Source organism: Saprospiraceae bacterium, assembly GCA_016719615.1.
GTDB lineage: Bacteria > Bacteroidota > Bacteroidia > Chitinophagales > Saprospiraceae > Vicinibacter.
On record JADJYQ010000001.1, the window covers coordinates 446,959 to 466,203 of the forward strand.

Sequence of the window (19,245 nt, forward strand, 5' to 3'; positions counted from 1 at the left end):
AAAGGTCAATTATTGTATCTTTAGGCCATGTGGCAAAAGTATTATAGATATATCATTGGAGCATTTCTGCTCATTTTATTGGCCCTTGTTTTCAGTTATTTTATCGAAGTCGTTAGTTTTATATTAGTCAGTTGGATCATTAGCATGATAGGTCAGCCTATTATGAATTTTCTGTTGATTCGAATGAAACTACTGAATTTTAAGATGGGCAAATCCCTGGCCGCAGGGTTGACGCTCTTCATTTTGTTGAGTGTTATTGGTTTGTTACTTTGGATGTTTATCCCACTGGTCATTCAACAGGCTGTTGTATTATCTAAAGTTGATTTTAATGCAATGTCGGTAGTACTACAGGAACCCATCGAAAAAATAAATGTTTGGCTGCGGTCTATGGGACTTGAACCGGGGCCAAGTGCTGCAGATCAGATCCAAAGTCTGATCGGAGCTTATTTTAATCCTGGTTTGTTCAGTTCTTTTTTTGGAAGCCTTTTGGGAAAGGCTGGTTATCTGCTCATTGCTTTATTTTCAATTGTATTCATTAGCTTCTTCTTTTTAAAAGAACGAGGGCTTTTTACGGAAATTATTTTGGCTATCGTGCCTACGGGTTATGAAAAAAAGGCAGCCAACGTCATAGACGATATTACTATATTATTAACCCGTTATTTTGGCGGGATCGTCATTCAAATGACGATTCTCATGATTTTATCGGTAAGTATGCTTAGTTTTTTCGGAATTAAAAATTCTTTCCTGATTGCTTTTTTTTATGCCGTAATGAATATTATACCTTATTTGGGGCCATTGATTGGTGCTGTTTTTGCATGTTTGTTGACCATTTCTTCTAACCTTGAACTCGATTTTTATCAGCAGATCATCCCATTAATATTGAATGTGCTGACCGTATTTTTTATCACCAAAGTGTTGGATGACTTTATCATACAACCTTATATTTTTTCAAAAAGAGTACAGGCTCATCCCCTTGAAATATTTATCATCATCATGTTGGGTGCGCGGATTGGTGGCGTTGTGGGTATGGTGCTGGCCATTCCTTCCTATACTATATTCAGAGTCATTGCCAAGACCTTTTTAAGTGAATTTAAAGTGATCCGAAAGATAACAGAAGACCTGGATCCAGCACAGCCATGATATATTGCTTGCGCAAAGAGCTTAACTTTGGAAAGGTTTATAAATTAAAAATTTCAACTTGGCACACAAGTCAATTACATTTGAGTTCTAATTTAGCATTGTATGTGGTCTGAAATCAGAAATGCTTTCTCTTCCTATTTGGATGCACTGGCCGGCTCAATTCCTGCCCTCGTGAACGCTCTCATAATTTTGCTGGCCGGCTGGTTACTGGCCAGAGTTACTAAATGGCTGGTATTTAAAGCTTGTCATTTGGCCGGCATCGATAAAATAAGCGAACAAACGGCAGTTCACCGCTTTCTGGAGCGAAGAGGATTTAAAAATGGGTTTTCAGGGCTTACCTCAAGTTTGTTTTTTTGGTTGATCATTTTGATCGTGTTGGTCAGATTCTTCAATTTGTTGGGACTGGATGTGGTGTCAGATTTGCTGAATCAGGTAGTTGCTTTTATACCAAGTTTATTGGTGGCTTGTATCATTTTGATTGTAGGATTTTATTTGGCCGATTTTGTATCGGGTTTGGCTTTAGGAAGCCTTGAAGAATCGGGTTATGAACATCCGGAGTTATTGGGGAAGATCGTATTTTATAGTATCGCTTTCTTTACCCTTGCAATTGCACTCACTCAAATTGGAATCGGGGAAGCTTTGATTACAAATGTGGTCAGTATTTTTTTTGGTGCCATCGGCCTGGCTTTTGCAATTGCATTTGGATTAGGGGGTAAAGAATGGGCTTCCGCCATGATTGCGCGATATTTTGGAAAAGGTTCTAACAATCGCGAACGCTAAGGATACTTTTAGGAAGTACCAAAATTCCTTTTCATAAATTTTAAACGCGTTAGCAAGTAACTAATATTTATCATCTCCCGACATCAACAAATGATGGCTCATAAAAGTCATCTTCATGTCGAGACATCTATCCACCATCCACTATCATCCCTCATCTCCCGACATCATCATGTTGTTGTTAAAAAGTAACATCTTCATGTTGGGACATCCATTATCCATAATCAATTATCCATCTATTGACTTTACAAGATTTTAACGAGTTTATACTCCAGAAGGCTTTCGAAGGAAATATATTGAAGGACTTGTTGATTAGTGGATTCCAATACAACTTGGGGAGCCTTGCCAGCCTCATACGCTTGTTTCCAACGCAAAGCGCAAAGGCACCATTGGTCACCCGGACGAACGCCCGGAAATAGGTATTCAGGTCTGGGGGTACTCAAATCATTTCCCACACTTTTAGAATATTCCAAAAATTCTTCATCTGCATATATGCAAACCGTGTGCATTCCCACATCATCATTACCAGTCGTACAGCACCCATCTCTGTAAAAACCAGTTAAGGGGTCCTTACTGCAGGGTTCCAGGGTCTTCCCAAATACATTCAAAGCATCTTTTTCCATATTGTGCATAGTTAACAAATAATTTGGTACATAAATTGCATAAAGCCTTAATTTTGAGGCCGATTTTAAAAATTATAAACAGAAATCCACATATGAAAAATTTTAGCTACGCGTTTTTTGCGATAACCCTAATGGTTTCTTGTGTTTCCAGTAAAAAATATAAAGACCTGGAATCCCAAATGAACGACACCAAAATGAATTTGCAAAAATGCCAGGAATCACTGAGCGATTGTGAAAAACAAAAGAATCAACTGGCAGATGATTGTAAAATGAAAACAGGCAAACTTGAATCCGAAATGGCTGCCAAATCCGGAAAAATCAAGTCCCTGGAGGAACAATTGGACATGTTCAAAAAAACAAATAACAATCTGCTAGACAGGTTATCTGACCTTTCTATCGTAAGCAAATCTGGTGCTGAGAGCATTCGCAAATCTTTGGATGCCTTAAATGAAAAAGACAAACAATTGACAGCACTTAATAAAGCCATGGCTCAGAAAGATTCCATCATGTTGAATCTTGTAATCAATTTGAAACGATCCTTACAAGGTGTCAATTCAGAAGATGTAAATGTGGAAGTAAAACATGGAGTGGTGTTTATTTCACTTTCAGATAAAATGATGTTCAGAACAGCAAGTGCAACGATCAATGAAAGTGCAGGAAAGGTTTTGGATAAAATTGCTAAAGTTTTAAATGATCACAAAGACCTTAACATCCTTGTCGAAGGACATACAGACAATGTTCCAATGGCTAATGATTGCGTTGTGGACAATTGGGATTTAAGTGCAAAAAGGGCAACCGCTGTAGTAAGAACTTTACAATCTAAATACAAAGTGGAGCCATCCCGTATGACTGCCGGAGGCCGTTCTGAGTTTGTACCTAAAGATGCAAATACTTCAGCACAGGGCCGTCAGAAAAACAGAAGAACCGAAATCATCATCCTGCCTAAGTTGGATCAGTTTTTCGAAATGATTAATCCGCAGCCTTAATCTGAATTTAGTTTCCAAAAAAATAACAGCCACCGCAATAATATTGTAGGTGGCTTTTTCTTTGACCTTAAGTTGTTCATATTATGGCACACGTTGGTCAATGGTTGGATAACAACAAATTCTACATCATCGGTTAGAAGCGTAACGCCAAAGAAAATTTGGAATTTCAATTTCCTTTTTTGGCCTGATTTAGATTGAATAATGGCTGGAGCGCTACATGAGCTCAATGTTAAATTTTAATTTATTTAACACATTACGTATATTTTTTATATATAATATCGCTATTTATTAAGTCATTATAATTTACAAAAAAGTATAATATAAAAATCTTTATTTTCAGCGATTCAATTCATACATTTTTTCGACGAAATCGTTTTATAATTACGGCCTACTAAAAGTTCAACTTGGAATCAATTAACAATAAAATTTGGTTTGAGATTAACTTTTAATTATTTCGCAAAATAATATTTCACATATTTTAAAACTGCAAATTCAATTCTAATTATGAGCAATCAAAACGCTAAGACTGACAAGAATGCCTCCGGCAGTAAGTTTAGTTCATTATTCGCTACGGTAGCCATTCCGACAGCCCTTGTCATAGCTGTCCTTGTATTTAAATTCATACTTGGTAATCCTTCTCACTTTGAGAACGGTGATCCGAACGGACATCCGCATCCTGGAGATTATCTGGGGATGATGTACAAAGGCGGACCTATGGTTCCAATACTTATGGCCAATTTCATTATTGTTCTTTCAGTAATTATTGAAAGGTTTATTACCATTGGCGCTGCTTCCGGTAAAGGTTCCATCCAAAATTTTGTAAGAAAAATTAAAAATCTGTTAGATCAGAATCAGGTTGATCAAGCGATTACATGTTGCGATCAGCAAAAAGGTTCTGTAGCAAACGTAATCCGGGAAGGATTGGGTAAATATAAAGAAATGGCCACTAACAACCAATTGGATAATGAACACAAAATATTGGCTATTCAAAAGGAGATTGAAGAATCGACTTCTTTAGAATTGCCTGTGTTAGAAAAAAATCTGGTCATACTTGCCACCATTTCTTCTGTAGCAACCCTATTAGGTCTTCTTGGTACTGTATTTGGAATGATCCGCGCTTTCTCTGCAATTGCAACTGCAGGTGCGCCTGATGCAGTAGCCTTATCAACAGGTATCTCTGAAGCACTTATTAATACTGCTTTGGGTATCGGAACTTCAGCTCTTGCAATTATTTCTTATAATTATTTTACGACAAGAATTGATGGAATGACCTATGGCATAGATGAGGCTGGTTTTTCAATAGCTCAGACTTTTGCTGCTAAGCACTAATTTTTAAAAGACGTTTGTATGCCAAAAGTAAAGGTTCCACGGAAGAGTACTACCATCGACATGACAGCCATGTGTGATGTGGCTTTTCTACTCCTGACCTTTTTTATTCTCACGACCAAATTCAGACCTCAGGAAGTTGCTCAGATTGATATTCCAGCTTCAACAGCCCAAATACCAATACCTGACAAAGACATTTTAATGTTTCAGATATCTCCTGATGGAAAAGTGTTTTTGGTTTGGATGATCAAATTACCCGACTGAAATTGTTGAAAAGATTAGAAGAAGGTTATCAAATTAAATTTACAGAAGACCAGCAAGAAGCTTTCAAGCTTACAGAAACCTGGGGGATGAATATCAGAGAACTTCCGAAATATTTATCGATGGATGTCAATGAAAGAGCACATTTTCTTCATCCGGGTCTTTTGATAGACACCACAGGTGGTGAGCACCAATTGGAGGATCTCATTCTTTGGTCCCGTCAGGAAAACAACAACCTGCGAATTGCCATTAAGGCTGATAAAACAACTGAATATAAAGCTTTCGACAAGGTTATCGAAGCTTTGCAAAACAGAAAAGTAAACCGTTTCAACCTGATCACCTCAGCCAGAAGTGCACAGGAATAATTATTTAATACTTATTAAAATTTAGATGTCATGGCTGAAATGAATGTATCCGAAAGTGGTGCGAAGAAAGGCAAGAAAAAGTCGCGATCGAAAAAAATGTCTACCAGGGTTGACCTTACTGCTATGGTGGATCTTGGCTTTTTGTTGATCACTTTCTTCATGTTGGCAACAACTTTCAATAAGCCCAAGACGATGGAGATCATTAAACCTGCTAAGGATGACAAAATCAAGGATGAAGAGATTCCAGCTATTAAAATGTCAAAGACGGTCACTCTTTTACTAGGTGACAACGACAAAGTTTTTTGGTATGTTTCTCCCGATGAAATTAATACAGATACAGAACTGGTTATGGATAGCGTTGATTATAGTCCAAATGGTCTGCGAAAAATCGTTCAAAGGCGGATCAAAGAGGTACATGAACAGTGGACGGATACTACAAACCTGTTTGTGATGATCAAACCTTTGCCTGCATCCAAATACAAAAATATAGTCGACGTTTTGGATGAAATGACCATTAGTGATGTGAAGACCTATGCCATACTTAAACCAGACGATCCAGTAGATAGTGTTGTTTGTGTTAAAATTGGTCAGGTAAGGAAATAATTGGATGTTTTAGGTGTTATAGCTTTTAAGTACTAAAGACAAAACCATGGAAAAAAAGGATTATTTAAAGCTCTCCTGGGACGACATGATCTTTGAAGGTCGCAATAAGGCTTACGGAGCTTATATTCTCCGGAAGATATACGACAACAACATGTCTAAAGCCCTGATCTTAGGCATTCTGCTCTTTGTATTTGGAGTTAGTAGCCCGATGATCATTAAAATTGTAAGAGGCTGGATACCTGAAAAGGCGAATAAGGACATGATGAAGGAAGTGGTATTGGCTGAGCCGCCGCCAATGGATCCTAACAAACCACCACCCCCGCCACCCCCTAAGGTTGAGCCTCCACCCATCAAGGATCAGATAAAATTCGTTCCGCCCAAGGTGAAGAAAGATGAAGAAGTCAAGGAAGAGGAACCACCACCACCAACCATCGAAGAAATGGAGGATAAGGATGTATCCGATGTGACTCGTGAAGGTGATGATGATGGTATAGATGCTTCGCTTGCAGAACCACCACCGGTTATGGAAGAAGAAAAAAAAGAAGATGAGCCTTTTAAATTTGTAGAACAGATGCCAACATTTCCTGATGGTGATGCTGCCATGATGAAATACATTCGCGAAAAAATCAGATATCCTGCCATAGCCAAAGAAAATGGAATTGAAGGAACCGTGGTCATCCAATTTGTAGTCACTTCATCCGGAGATATCAACCGCGTTCAAGTCGCCAGAGGTATTGGCGGCGGATGTGATGAAGAAGCCGTCAGGGTTGTAAAATCCATGCCTAACTGGAAACCCGGCAAACATAATGGAAAAGCAGTACCTGTAAGTTTTACCTTACCTATTCGATTTAAACTCGAAGGTTAAGCAGTGGTATGTTTACCCGGAAGCTGATCTATTGGATTTTAGCACTTTGCTATTTCGGAATCGGCATTTTTATCGGATACACAGAAATCGTACAGTCACCCTGGCATATCATTTTTGCACTTGCTTGTATTGGAATGGGTATTTTAAGGGCATTTCGTGCAATGAAGTTGAAAGATTCTCTTTGATTATTTCTTTCAAAGTGAAATACCTGCCTATAATCCTGTCATCACGGTGAACTGCCATAGCCTCCATTGGTCTTTCAAATGGGTTTATCTTTGAGCTATGGAACAGTTTGATGTCATGTCTTTTGGAATTGGAATTTGCATTGGACTCATAGCTCTTCTTTTGGTATGGTTACAAGCATCTAAAACCCGGGAGGAATCCGGAAGCAGAGAAACTGAATTTGTTACGAAGTGCCAAATGCTTGAAAAAATCAACAACACTTTGCAACAGGAGCTCGAACTTATTCATCAAAAAATGGATGGTAAACTGCTGGAAATTCAAAAACTCAGCACCGAAAAAAGCCTTTTAAACCAAAACTTAGTCTACCAAAAGGACTTACTCGACAAAACCCAGGGAGAATTTGACACCTTAAAAAATGCCTGGACTGGTTTGCAAAAAGAGGTCGCAGAATACCGGCAAAGAATCACAGAATTTCACAGCCAAAATAAACACTTGTCTGAAAAACTCGAGTCGCAAAAATCAGAATTTGATGAATTGAGAAAGCAGTCTTATTTGGAATTTCAAAATTTGGCCAATAAAATTTTGGAGGAAAAAACCCAGAAATTCACAGCAAGTAATAAAGAAAACATCGATCATATATTAAAGCCGCTCGGAGAAAATCTATTGGCTTTCAAAAAGCAAGTGGAAGAAACTTACGATAAAGAATCCAAGCAACGGTTTTCTTTGGAAGAAAAGGTAAAAGAGTTGGTTGACATGAATCAAAAGCTGAGCCTGGAAGCAAACAATTTGGCTTCAGCTTTAAAAGGGCAATCCAAAAAGCAAGGCAATTGGGGTGAAATAATTCTCGAAAGTATTTTAGAGAAATCGGGCCTGGTCAAAAACAGAGAATATAAAATTCAAGTCAGCGTCCAAACAGATGAAGGAAAGAGATTACAACCAGACATCGTTGTATATCTGCCTGAATCCAGAGCCATCGTTATTGATTCAAAAGTGTCGCTTGTAGCTTACGATCGTTATTCATCAAGTGACTTGAAAGAAGAACAGGATCTTGCTCTCAAAGAACACATCCTTTCTATTTACAGGCATATCGATGAGTTGGGTGATAAAAAATATGATGCTGTTGCAGGAACGTTGGATTTTACGATGATGTTTATTCCAATAGAACCGGCTTATCTCATCGCCATCCAGGATGATCCTGAACTTTGGGCTTACGCATATGCCAAACGCATTTTATTGATTAGCCCAACGAATCTGATAGCTGCTTTAAAATTGGTTGCAGATTTGTGGAAGCGGGAGCAACAGAGTAAAAATGCGCTTGAAATTGCCAGACAAGGTGAAAAATTATACGATAAAATCGTCGGATTTTTGGACACCATGGAAGATGTAGGCAAACACATCAATAAGACTCAGGATAGTTACCTCAAGGCAATCGGGCAACTCAAAGATGGTAGAGGAAGTGTTGTCAAACAAGCACAGCATCTTAAAAGATTGGGCATCTTATCACAAAAAGAAATACCGGATACTTTAATGCCATTTGATGATGAAGCGGAGGGTAGTGCTCTTCAATTTTTTCTGTATATTATTTAGATTCAGGTCTCACTTTCTATTTTATTTTTTAAGTACTCGTGTAGGGGCATCCATTATTAAACTTACTAACATGTGTTAGTAAATATTTAGTAAAGTGTTTAAAGCAAATCAATCCGGTATAGATGGAGAATACTTGCATCGCAAAATGGCTTGATGTATAGCAATCGCTAATTTTTGACAATTGTCGTAATAAATGGAGTCTAATCTAATTTAGAATTGACAATAGTGAGTTGCTTTGTATGAATATCAGAGGTTTAAACCTAAAATAAGCCCTCGTACAAATTAAATTCGCGTGTGTTTCAGCCTATTCATTTTCGTTAAAGAGGTGAATGTTCGGCTTATCGAACCGCAATAACCATTCATGAATTCTCACTTGCAAATTCTTTGTTTTTACAACTCAAAAGGGAATGCCAAGTTTGGTTTAAGTGCTGATAAGCGCTTGATTTTCTGTGCCCATCGAAATTGCCGGTATTTAACCAAAATATATTAATAATATTTATTATGTAAAATGCTTTGATATACAATAATATAAATATATAAATTATTATTAATTTAAAATATTATAAATCAATTTCGTTAAAATTGGCGAGCTGTGGCCCAGAACATTAATAATTCGTTAATTTTGATGGTCTATTTACATTTTTCACCGTTAAATAATTTATATGAAGCAAATTCTACTATTTGTCTTTTGTTTGATTTTCGGCCATAACGCAGTAGCTCAAGATACCTTTTTTGATGATTTTGAGTCTTATACTGCCGGAGCTTTTATCGCTGCCAGTTCCACAAAGTGGACTACCTGGAGTGGTGTAAAAGGTGGCGCAGATGACTCCCGCGTAAGCAACGAAAGGGCTTACAGTGGGGTGAATTCTTTAAAGTTTCTTTCAACTTCAGCCACTGGTGGTCCTGCAGATGTGATCTTGCCCTTTGGCGGGAGAAGAACATCCGGGACTTTCACATTTGAAACTTGGATGTATGTTGTTGCCAATAAAGGCGCTTATTTTAATTTTCAAGGAAATGCAGTGGTTGGCCAGATTTGGTCGCTGGATGCATTTTTTGACCCGAATGGAGATGTGAGATTTACACTTGGAACTGGTGGAGCTGCTACCGTTGCAGGAGGCACTCATCCAAAAGCTACTTGGTTCAATTTGAAAATTGTAGCCAATATGACCGACAATAACTGGGAAGCTTTTGTGGATGGTAAATCGCTGGGTTCTTGGTCCAATCCAAATAATGCAGTATCGTCTATGGACTTGTTTCCAATTAGTTCTAACAACCAGTCAGAGTTTTTTGTGGACGATGTAAAATATACTTTCGAACCATTTGTAGCGCCTAATTTGGATGCCTCTTTGACATCTGCGGTAGTAAGACCTAAAGCACTTACCGGTACTTCATGGCCGGCTACCATAAAGATCAAAAATGTGGGTAGAACTCGTATTACTTCCGCCGAATTGGAATGGTCTATTAATGGTGGAACTCCTGTTAAAGAATCATTTACCTTAAGTTTGGATTCTTTGAAAGAATCTAATGCATTGACTTTAAGTCAGGCAGTTCCTTTCAATGCAGGAAATTCAAAAATTGACTTTATTTTGACATCCATTAACGGTGGCGCTGACGACAAAGCTGCAAACAATGCGAAATCATTAAATCTCGAAGGAGTTACAGCTGCACCTGGCAAAAAAATCGTTGTTGAAGAAGCAACGGGAACTTGGTGCCAGTGGTGCCCAAGGGGTGCTGTTTATCTGGATTCACTCTCTAAATTATATCCTGATCATTTTATTGGTATTGCCGTGCATAATCGCGATCCTATGGTTGTTACTGCATATGATGCAGGACTTACCACATTTCCGGGATTTACGGGTTTCCCAAGCGTGGTGACCAATCGCCGAACTTTAGGTGATCCCAGCGGTATCGAACCGGTATTCTATGACCAAATTGTTGAACTGTCACCAGTATTACTAGATGTTGGAGCTGCTTATGATCCTGTTACGCGCAATCTCAAAATGGAGGCAAAGGCTTTATTCACTGAAGAAGTAAATGGAGATTACAGGTTTAATCTAGTAGTCGTTGAAGATGGTGTAAAAGGCACTGCATCCGGATATAACCAGGTTAACGCTTATGCTGGTGGAGGATCAGGTGTGATGGGAGGTTACGAATTGTTGCCCAATCCAGTACCTGCATCGAGAATGGTATATAACCACGTTGGAAGAGCTATTATGGATGGATGGGCAGGTACACCTGGCTATTTACCCAATGATATTCCTGCAAATACAAGCTACATTAAAGCATACGAATACATCATACCAGCCACTTATCTTTTAGCTAATATTAAACTGGTCGCAATGATGTTAGATCCAAATGGTGAAATCATCAATGCTACTGAAGTCAGTTTTGACCACGCTGTAGCTACTGGTTTATTTACAGCAAATGAAAATCCACTAGCAAATGAATTCAATTGGTTTGTAAATGCAGATCCAGCAACTGATCTGGCTTATGTACATATCCAATTGGATGAAGCAGCTCAAGTCGGAATCGAAATTATGGATCTGTATGGAAAGACTTTGGCTCAAAAAGAATATGGTCAAATGAATGGTGCCATTGATTTACCGATTCAAATGGAGACTTTAGTCACCGGTACCTATCTCGTAAAATTAACGCTGAATGAAAAATCAGATGTCAAGAAATTTGTACTTGCAAAGTAAAAGCAAAGTATAGGGATTGTCAATCCTGAAATGAAATCTAAAAGCCATTCCGATCAGGGATGGCTTTTTTTTTAAAACACTAAGGCACAAAGGCTCAAAGGACCATAAAGTCTTTATTTATACTATAAACATCAAAGACTATTGAGTATGGAATTTACTTAAAAGATGGAGTCGTAACAATTACATTTTTTAGAACCAAACAATGCTTTTAGCTTTAAGCATATAGCTATTCGCTTTCTTCTTTTCTTTTCCCTTAATCCTAAAACCCACGTATAGCTAATTGAAACAACATCAGCATACGAACAAAAAAACTTTTTCCAATAATTACTTCAAATACTTCAATGGATCAACGGGTCGGCTACCTTCCCACACTTCGAAATGCAATTCGTAAGCACCGCTTTCATTGATATTTGATTTTCCTATGGTCGAATTTTGTTGAGCTTTTCTCTTTCCTTCAATAAAACTGATTGGAGATTTGAATATACCAAATAATAAGGTCCCGATTTAGTAATAACCAGATAATCTGCAGTTGGAAGTTTTCGAATTTGGATGACTTCTGCTTGTTCAGCTGATTTCACAAACGGACTAGATGATTGAATATCTAAGCCATTGTTTCGAATGAGAAGGTTCGGATTACCAGATTCCATATTTTTGCCAAATCGGGAAGTAATGATTGGGAAATCTACCGGGAAAACCATTTTGAGTGCCTCTCTTTTAGTACTTGCCTTTGTTGCATTCAAATTCAAAAATTTTATACTTCCTGAAATGATTTCTCCGATTTCCTCTTTTTTCTTTTTATAGGCAATCAATTCCTTGAGCAAATGACTTTCTAGATTTTCGAAATTGCTCATCATTTGACGGACGTCTTTAATATCTTCTTCAAGACAAGTGAATTCATCATTACTTTGTTGGATCAGCGAATCTTGTTTGATTGTTTTTATTTTCAAATTCCATTGATGATAAATGAGCGATTGCTGCGAAGTGTCTAATGTTTTAAGTGCATGCAGCATATTTTTTTCAACCCATTGAATTAGATACCATCTCTTTAGTCGATTTTCCATGTTTTCATGATGTACCAGGCTAAGTATAGGATTGAATGTCGCTTTATCGATCAATTTCTTTTTTAATAATTGTATATATTCTTTCTGAAGTTTAAGTATATGATCTTGTTTCTGATTTAAATAGTAGCTGGACAGTTTTATTTCATTTTGATAAGTTGTCATTTCTTGTTCCAGGGTATTCAGCAGTTCTTTCCTATAAGAGATCTGACTATTCATCAATTCTATTTGCTTCAATGAACCAAGTTTGTTTTTTTTGGCTTCAAGCAGGAGCTTTTCTGTTTGTTCAATGGTCTTTAATATATTTTCTAATTGTATTTTTTCTTTAGTGGTGTTAGTCTTGTTGTTTTGTGAAAATACTAAAACCATCCCCAGCATTAAGCAAGCTAAAATAATAAAATTGCTCTTAGATGGAATTTTCATAGTAATTTGAATGTATAATGATCCGGAATGTTGAAAACCAATCGTTTGATAGCTTTGGTTTCAATATGTTTCCAATTTATTTGTAGATGTAATTTTTCACTCTTGTTAGCAAGAAGTCGGATATTTAAATGTTCAGGAAAATATTTTTGTTGAACGGTTTGATATTGTTCGATGTTAATATCCAATGTATGATCTTCTACTTGCCAAACGAAATGAGAGACTTGTAGGTTGTACAGATTTCCTATGAGCAGTATCGATTCAGATTCAGAACTACCCTTCAGGAAATATTTATCATCTTTGGTTTCTATCCAATATTGCATATAATTGGGTAGATGAAATCCACTGGTTAACAGGTCCTGTATCAGCTGCTGATGGAGGGATAACATTTTCAACTGTTCTATGATCTTTAAATTCCCAACTGAGTATGTTTTTTCAATTCGATCAAGAATTTTAAAACTATCCTGATGAAGGAGCATTCTTGCAATTTCAATTCCCAATTTTTTCGAACTTATCAGCATGGCGCTATCATAGACAATAGAGGCCTGAATGCTTGATTCTAAATCATTTTCTGCATGGTTTACGAGTATAGAACCTTTGCCGGTAAAATAAACAAAGCTTGTTTTTTGAATGAGCGCATTTATTACTTTTTCAACATCGATGGAGTCAGTTTGAAACCAATGTGTATAGCTTTCTTCTGGTATGGTATTTGTTTTTCGGGAGCAGCTCAGAAATGCGCAGCAAGATAAAGTGATGATATAAAATAGGACTTGAAATATATTGCGCATTCAAGAAAAATTTATTGCTTTTTTGTGTTTTCGCTTAATGTTTCGGCCCAATGAAAATGTTGATTGCTTTTTTCAGTAAGGCCTGATTGTTTATAAATATTCGCGGCCAACGTGTGCAATTCTGTATTAATAAATGCATGTTGCGATAAAGCAAGTTCTATGTATTTATTTGCTAATGGATAATTCTTTGCACAATAATATAATTCAGCGAGCAGACAATAAGTACGAAATGAGGGTTTATAAATGAATCCTTCAGGCTTTTCTTGAGTTAAAGTAAATTCTTCTGGATTTAAACTGCATAACATGAGAAGCCTTTCCAACTCGCCTGTTTTTGAACTGTCTAATTCGATAGACTGATCCCATAATTTTTGCGCATCTAATTTTAAAGCTTCATTTATTTTAGCTTGAAGAATCAAAAAATCAGATGGCATGTTCTTTTTATGTCTTTGCATGAGGCTGAGTGTAAGCAATTGCGAATTTGCTTTTTCGTAGTCCCTTATTTTAAAGTATGCTAAGGCCAGGAAATAATAGGGTTTACTTTGATTTGGATAATAATCTAGACAACTTTTTGAATACTGGATACAAGTGTTCCAGTGTGCGAGTTCGATTAGGGATATGAGAAGATTATCCCAAACGGCATAAGGTACATTGCCTAATCCGATCGCCTGGATATAATGTTGTTTGGCTAGCGGATAATTGTTTTGTAAAAAATAAAGATCGGCCGAGACACAGTGTGATTTTACATGTGTGGGGTAAGCAGTTAGTAATTGATTCGTATATTTCTGTAAAGAAGCTATTTTTTGAGTGTCTTTCTGATCAATGTTTTGGAGTATATTCAACAAACTTTTTATTTTCGTGTCGATGTCAGCATTGGGATTTGCATAAACCGCATCCAATAGATTTAGGTCTGTTGTATTTGTTGAAATGAGTGGGGAATTATTGATGGGATATTTGTTTTGAAGATATTCTTTTAATTTGACGTCGTTTGATTTTTGAGAGATCGTTTGTAAGTGACCGATGATTTCCTGATGGTCTTTGTATTGTATTAAGCATCTTTCAAGTATTTCAACCGCTTTTTTAAATTTTTGAGTCTCTCCTAAAATGAATGCTTTTTTTATAGCTATTTCGGGGCTTAAGCCAAATACCAATTCGGCTTTATCCAAAACTTCGAATGCTTTTGGATAAGAACCAGCCTGTAAATAGTGATAGGCCGCATTATCATAATAAGTATAAATATTGGGTTCTATCTGATACAGAGATACATTACATTCTGCTGCTTGTTCAGCAAGCGAAAGGTTTTCGGCAATATTGCTTTTTAATAAGAGATACCATTTGTTATTTGGCTCGGTGATCAGACTTTGATTGATGGAATTCAGGGCTTCTTCTTTTTTACCTTGCGAAAAATACATTCTCGAAAGCAGGTAATAGCTCACAGATTTAAATTCAGCCTCGTATTTGAGTTTTTCTAAAATGTCAATAGATTTTTGAATATTTCCAATCAGTTCTTCTTTTAGGGCTTCAATCATCATTGATTCCTTATCTGTGGAGCTGGATTGATTTTGTGCATGCAGGTTTGTGGAAAGTATTATCAAGTAGCATGTAGGCAGAACAATTTGCAATACTTTCAATGGAAGTTTGTGAATTTGCATTAGAAAATACTTATACATGGAAATTAATATAAAAATCAAAGATCATTCTACCTCAGTAACTTTGAGCATATTGGTTCTCAGTTTTTTCAAAATTGGCATACTTCCAGTGTTGACAACGAGATCTCCTGATTTTAATTTTTGATCTTTTTGAGGATGTGAATCACATCGTCTATAGTTTCATCTGTTGAACTCATTTTATCATAATAATAACATCGAACTCCCCAAACAAGGTTTAAAGTACCTAACATATGGGCGGCGCTTGAAAAAATGTAAATCGGACAATTCGGCCTATACGATGAAGTTTTAAAAGCTGTATAACCCGATACGGTTAATCCTATAATTGCTTTTGCTTTGATATCTTCTGCTGTTTTGGCTGCATTGAAGCAAACCACGTCTGAAATAAATGTGGAAGATTTATCGGATGGTTTAGGCCTTTTGGAGCTTATCGGGTAGTGCTTTTCGGCTTCAAATATGATCTTTTTCATGGCCTGCACTACCTTAATGGGATGTTCGCCTATAGATGTTTCAGCACTGAGCATAACTGCGTCAGTGCCATCAAGTACTGTGTTGGCAACATCAGTAACCTCAGCTCTTGTCGGACTTGGTTGTTTGATCATACTGTCCATGAATTGCGTGGCAACAATAACTGATCGGGCTCTTTGTACGCATTTTGCAATGATGGCTTTTTGAAGTGTGGGTAGTCTTTCAATCGGGACCTCAACCCCCAGATCCCCGCGCGCAATCATAATGGCATTGCTGGATTTGATGATGGCATCAATATTTTTAAGTGCTTCCGGTTTTTCAATTTTGGCGATCACCTTTGCAGAATGATTTGCACTTTCGATAAGTGCTTGTAAATGTTCAATATCTTCAGCTTTTCTCACAAATGACAAGGCAATCCAGTTGACGGCTTGTGTTAAAATGAAATCGAGATCTCTTAAATCTTTTTCCGTTAGTGAGGGGAGTGTAACTTCAGTATCAGGAAGATTGACCCCTTTATTGGAACTGAGCTGTCCGCCAAATATGCATTTAAGCCTGGTTTTATCTTTTCCGTTGCTATCTAAGACCTCAAAGACCAATTTTCCATCATCGAGCAGAATGGTCTCGCCGGGTTTGACATCTCTGGCAAAATTTTCATAACTCATATAAATGGTATGCTTATTACCGAGGCATATTTGATTTACAAATTCAACTTCATCGCCTGGTAAAAAGGATACAGACCCGTTTTCAATTTCACCAATTCTCAATTTCGGACCCTGTAAATCGCATAGGATGCCCAAATGAGCATCGAAATCGTGATTTATTTTACGAATGTGTTGTATGATTGTAGCATAATCATCATGGCTGCCATGTGAAAAATTCAGCCTAAAAACGGCTACGCCTTCTTTTGCCAGTCCGAGAAGTTGCTCATATTTACTGCTCGCAGGGCCTACTGTTGCGATTATTTTTGTGTTATGGTGAATCATTTAGAGTGATCATTTGTTTGGATAGGAAAATATATCCATGTAATAACAACGCAAAGGAACAGTGGTTCCATTAAAAAAAGCGAAAATATTTTTGGTATTCCTTCGCCTTATACGTTATTTTGCGCATTGGTTTTAAAACATTTATAAAATCCGTCCTAATTATGTCTACGATTGCAGAAAGAGTTAAAAAAATTATTGTCGATAAACTGGCTGTTGATGAATCAGAAGTTACATTAGAAGCTAGTTTTGTAAACGACTTAGGTGCTGATTCCCTTGATACTGTTGAACTTATAATGGAGTTCGAGAAGGAATTTGACACTTCAATTCCAGATGACCAGGCTGAAAAAATTCAAACTGTAGGCCAGGCTGTTGCTTATTTGGAGGCGAACTGTAAGTAATTACTATTCATTCACTCCTGTTTCCCTTAGGAGGAAATAGGCATTACCGGACTGTATGAGACGCGTTGTCGTAACAGGCTTAGGAGCTTTGACACCCATAGGATTGGGGGTTAAGGATTATTTGGAAGGACTCCAAAAGGGCATCAGTGGTGCTTGTCCGATTAGTTATTTCGATGCTCAATTGTTTAAAACGCGGTTTGCTTGCCAGTTAAAGGGCTTTATACCAGAGCATTACCTCGATAAAAAAGAAGCTAGAAAAATTGATCCCTTTGCGCAATATGCAATAGTTGCGGCTGATCAGGCTATGGCCGACTCAGGAATTCAATTGGATCAATGCAATTTGGCAAGATTCGGCGTTATCTGGGGTTCAGGGATAGGAGGTTTTAATACCTTGGAAAATGATCTTTCAGAAGCAGCTCTTCATCAAGGTACGCCTCGATATAGCCCATTTTTGATCCCAAAATTGATTTCTGATATTGCTCCGGGCCATATTTCCATTAAATATGGGCTGATGGGCATCAACTATGGAACTGTTTCAGCTTGCGCCTCTTCTGCACATGCTATTACCAATGCATTTGATTATATCAGACTTAATAAAGCTGACATGATGATTTCCGGAGGATCAGAAGCAGCTATAACCAAAGCAGGTGTAGGTGGATTTTCAGCAATGAAGGCTTTATCAGAGCGCAATGAAGATTTTCAAACAGCATCCAGGCCTTATGATAAAGAACGGGATGGTTTTGTGTTGGGTGAAGGCGCCGGTGCTATAATTTTGGAAGAATACGAATTGGCCAAAAAAAGAGGTGCTAAAATCTATGCAGAAATAGTTGGCACGGGAGCAACTGCAGATGCTTACCACATAACGGCACCACATCCAGAAGGATTGGGCGCCAGCACTGCAATGAACCTTGCCCTTGCCGAATCCGGTTTGACCACTTCCCAAATTGATTATATCAATACCCATGGTACATCTACTCCATTGGGCGATGTTGCTGAGGCAAAAGCGATTATGAAAGTGTTTGGTGAAGACGCTTACAAGTTAAATATCAGTTCTACGAAATCAATGACGGGCCATCTTTTAGGAGCTGCAGGTGTTGTTGAAATTATTGCCGGTATTCTGGCGATGCAAAATGATTTTATTCCTCCAACGATCAATCACCATACAGACGATCCTGATTTGGATCCTAAACTTAATTTTACTTTTAATGAAGCTCAACATCGCAAGGTGAATGCTTTCTTAAGTAATACCTTTGGCTTTGGCGGCCATAATAGTTCCGTGATTCTTAAGAAATGTTAGGATTTCTATACAAGTATTATAGGAAGACAAATCACAAGTTTTTTTCGAAGGACAAGCATTTTGCTGAGCGTTTGCAATATTTGATTGGGTTTACACCCTCCAATCTGTATATTTTCAAACTATCTTTTTATCATAAATCAACACTCAATAATATCACTTCAGAAGCCCCGGGATTATATCAATCCAATGAGAGACTTGAATACCTTGGTGATGCATTGCTGAGTTTTGTGGTTGGCGAATACCTATTTAAAAAATACCCCGGCGCTAATGAAGGATTTTTAACCAAAATGCGGTCTAAAATTGTCAAGCGCAAAATGCTAAACTATATAGCGGAGCAAATGGGTTTGGATCATCTTATGGTGGAGTTTAACCAAACAGCCATTTCGCAATCTATGTTAGGAAACGCGCTCGAAGCCCTTATCGGAGCAATATATATAGAGCAGGGTTTTGAATTTACCAAACAGTTTATTTTAAATAAGATTCTTAAAAAGTTTATCAATATCGATCATTTGGAAGTATTTGACGATAATTATAAGAGTCAGTTGTTGGAATGGTGTCAAAAAAATTCAAAAGAAATTGATTTCAAAGTTATTAACAAATTCAAGTCTGATAAAAGAGATCGCTTTAAAATAGGAGTCATTATAGATGGAGTTGAAGTATCAAGTGCAGAAGACTTCAATAAAAAAAGTGCAGAGCAATTTGCTTCTCAAATGGCTTTAAAACATTTGGGGATCTTTGAAGACAATTAATCAGG

At 37.4% G+C, this 19,245-nt stretch carries 18 protein-coding genes and 1 pseudogene; 14 read left to right on the top strand and 5 right to left on the bottom strand.

Features of this window, described 5'->3' with window-relative positions; translation table 11 throughout:
- Nucleotides 1–27 precede the first annotated feature (27 nt).
- On the top strand, nt 28–1,140 hold the full coding sequence (locus IPM92_01795; GenBank protein MBK9107130.1) for an AI-2E family transporter: 1,113 nt from the start codon (nt 28–30) through the stop codon (nt 1,138–1,140).
- A 102-nt stretch (nt 1,141–1,242) separates the two neighbouring features.
- Entirely contained in the window at nt 1,243–1,920 is a 678-nt protein-coding gene (locus tag IPM92_01800; protein ID MBK9107131.1) for a hypothetical protein, read from the top strand.
- A gap of 242 nt (nt 1,921–2,162) precedes the next feature.
- Here IPM92_01800 and IPM92_01805 read toward each other — a convergent pair whose 3' ends face one another.
- Nucleotides 2,163–2,540 carry a DUF2237 domain-containing protein gene (locus IPM92_01805; GenBank protein MBK9107132.1) on the bottom strand — a complete coding sequence of 126 codons (378 nt, stop codon included), beginning with the start codon at nt 2,538–2,540 and terminating at the stop codon, nt 2,163–2,165.
- A 92-nt stretch (nt 2,541–2,632) separates the two neighbouring features.
- On the opposite strand from IPM92_01805, the gene IPM92_01810 reads away from it, so the two are divergent.
- From IPM92_01810 to IPM92_01850, 9 genes are all read left to right on the top strand, one after another.
- Nucleotides 2,633–3,526: an OmpA family protein gene (locus IPM92_01810; protein ID MBK9107133.1), complete on the top strand. Its 894-nt coding sequence runs from the start codon at nt 2,633–2,635 to the stop codon at nt 3,524–3,526.
- A gap of 504 nt (nt 3,527–4,030) precedes the next feature.
- Nucleotides 4,031–4,855 carry a MotA/TolQ/ExbB proton channel family protein gene (locus IPM92_01815; protein ID MBK9107134.1) on the top strand — a complete coding sequence of 275 codons (825 nt, stop codon included), beginning with the start codon at nt 4,031–4,033 and terminating at the stop codon, nt 4,853–4,855.
- Between the two features lie 18 nt (nt 4,856–4,873).
- Nucleotides 4,874–5,116, top strand: a complete 243-nt coding sequence (locus tag IPM92_01820) for a biopolymer transporter ExbD (GenBank protein ID MBK9107135.1) — start codon at nt 4,874–4,876, stop codon at nt 5,114–5,116.
- A 5-nt stretch (nt 5,117–5,121) separates the two neighbouring features.
- The gene (locus IPM92_01825) at nt 5,122–5,478 is read left to right on the top strand and encodes a biopolymer transporter ExbD (GenBank protein ID MBK9107136.1); all 357 of its coding nucleotides are present in this window, start codon (nt 5,122–5,124) and stop codon (nt 5,476–5,478) included.
- Nucleotides 5,479–5,508: 30 nt separating this feature from the next.
- Nucleotides 5,509–6,081, top strand: coding sequence for a biopolymer transporter ExbD (locus tag IPM92_01830; protein MBK9107137.1), 573 nt, complete (start codon nt 5,509–5,511; stop codon nt 6,079–6,081).
- 46 nt (nt 6,082–6,127) lie between these two features.
- The gene (locus IPM92_01835) at nt 6,128–6,946 is read left to right on the top strand and encodes an energy transducer TonB (GenBank protein MBK9107138.1); all 819 of its coding nucleotides are present in this window, start codon (nt 6,128–6,130) and stop codon (nt 6,944–6,946) included.
- A gap of 8 nt (nt 6,947–6,954) precedes the next feature.
- On the top strand, nt 6,955–7,131 hold the full coding sequence (locus IPM92_01840) for a hypothetical protein (protein MBK9107139.1): 177 nt from the start codon (nt 6,955–6,957) through the stop codon (nt 7,129–7,131).
- Between the two features lie 97 nt (nt 7,132–7,228).
- Nucleotides 7,229–8,716, top strand: a complete 1,488-nt coding sequence (gene rmuC, locus IPM92_01845) for a DNA recombination protein RmuC (GenBank protein MBK9107140.1) — start codon at nt 7,229–7,231, stop codon at nt 8,714–8,716.
- Nucleotides 8,717–9,378: 662 nt separating this feature from the next.
- The gene (locus IPM92_01850; protein ID MBK9107141.1) at nt 9,379–11,415 is read left to right on the top strand and encodes an Omp28-related outer membrane protein; all 2,037 of its coding nucleotides are present in this window, start codon (nt 9,379–9,381) and stop codon (nt 11,413–11,415) included.
- 419 nt (nt 11,416–11,834) lie between these two features.
- Here IPM92_01850 and IPM92_01855 read toward each other — a convergent pair whose 3' ends face one another.
- From IPM92_01855 to pyk, 4 genes and pseudogenes are all read right to left on the bottom strand, one after another.
- Nucleotides 11,835–12,896: a hypothetical protein gene (locus tag IPM92_01855; protein MBK9107142.1), complete on the bottom strand. Its 1,062-nt coding sequence runs from the start codon at nt 12,894–12,896 to the stop codon at nt 11,835–11,837.
- Nucleotides 12,893–13,681: a DUF4292 domain-containing protein gene (locus IPM92_01860; GenBank protein ID MBK9107143.1), complete on the bottom strand. Its 789-nt coding sequence runs from the start codon at nt 13,679–13,681 to the stop codon at nt 12,893–12,895. Before IPM92_01860 ends, IPM92_01855 begins: the two co-directional genes overlap by 4 nt.
- 11 nt (nt 13,682–13,692) lie before the next feature.
- Complete coding sequence (locus IPM92_01865; protein ID MBK9107144.1) at nt 13,693–15,348, bottom strand: hypothetical protein; 1,656 nt, start codon at nt 15,346–15,348, stop codon at nt 13,693–13,695.
- Nucleotides 15,349–15,372: 24 nt separating this feature from the next.
- Nucleotides 15,373–16,796 (bottom strand): annotated as a pseudogene (pyk, locus tag IPM92_01870) (pyruvate kinase).
- 161 nt (nt 16,797–16,957) lie between these two features.
- Between pyk and IPM92_01875 the strand changes: the two are divergent.
- The 3 genes from IPM92_01875 (at nt 16,958) to rnc (ending at nt 19,240) form a co-directional block, all read left to right on the top strand.
- Nucleotides 16,958–17,194 (top strand): acyl carrier protein, encoded by a 237-nt coding sequence (locus IPM92_01875; GenBank protein ID MBK9107145.1) that lies wholly within the window; start codon nt 16,958–16,960, stop codon nt 17,192–17,194.
- A 55-nt stretch (nt 17,195–17,249) separates the two neighbouring features.
- A complete protein-coding gene (fabF, locus tag IPM92_01880; GenBank protein ID MBK9107146.1) occupies nt 17,250–18,491 on the top strand; it encodes a beta-ketoacyl-ACP synthase II in 1,242 nt (413 codons plus the stop codon).
- Between the two features lie 71 nt (nt 18,492–18,562).
- Entirely contained in the window at nt 18,563–19,240 is a 678-nt protein-coding gene (rnc, locus tag IPM92_01885; protein MBK9107147.1) for a ribonuclease III, read from the top strand.
- Nucleotides 19,241–19,245 lie beyond the last annotated feature (5 nt).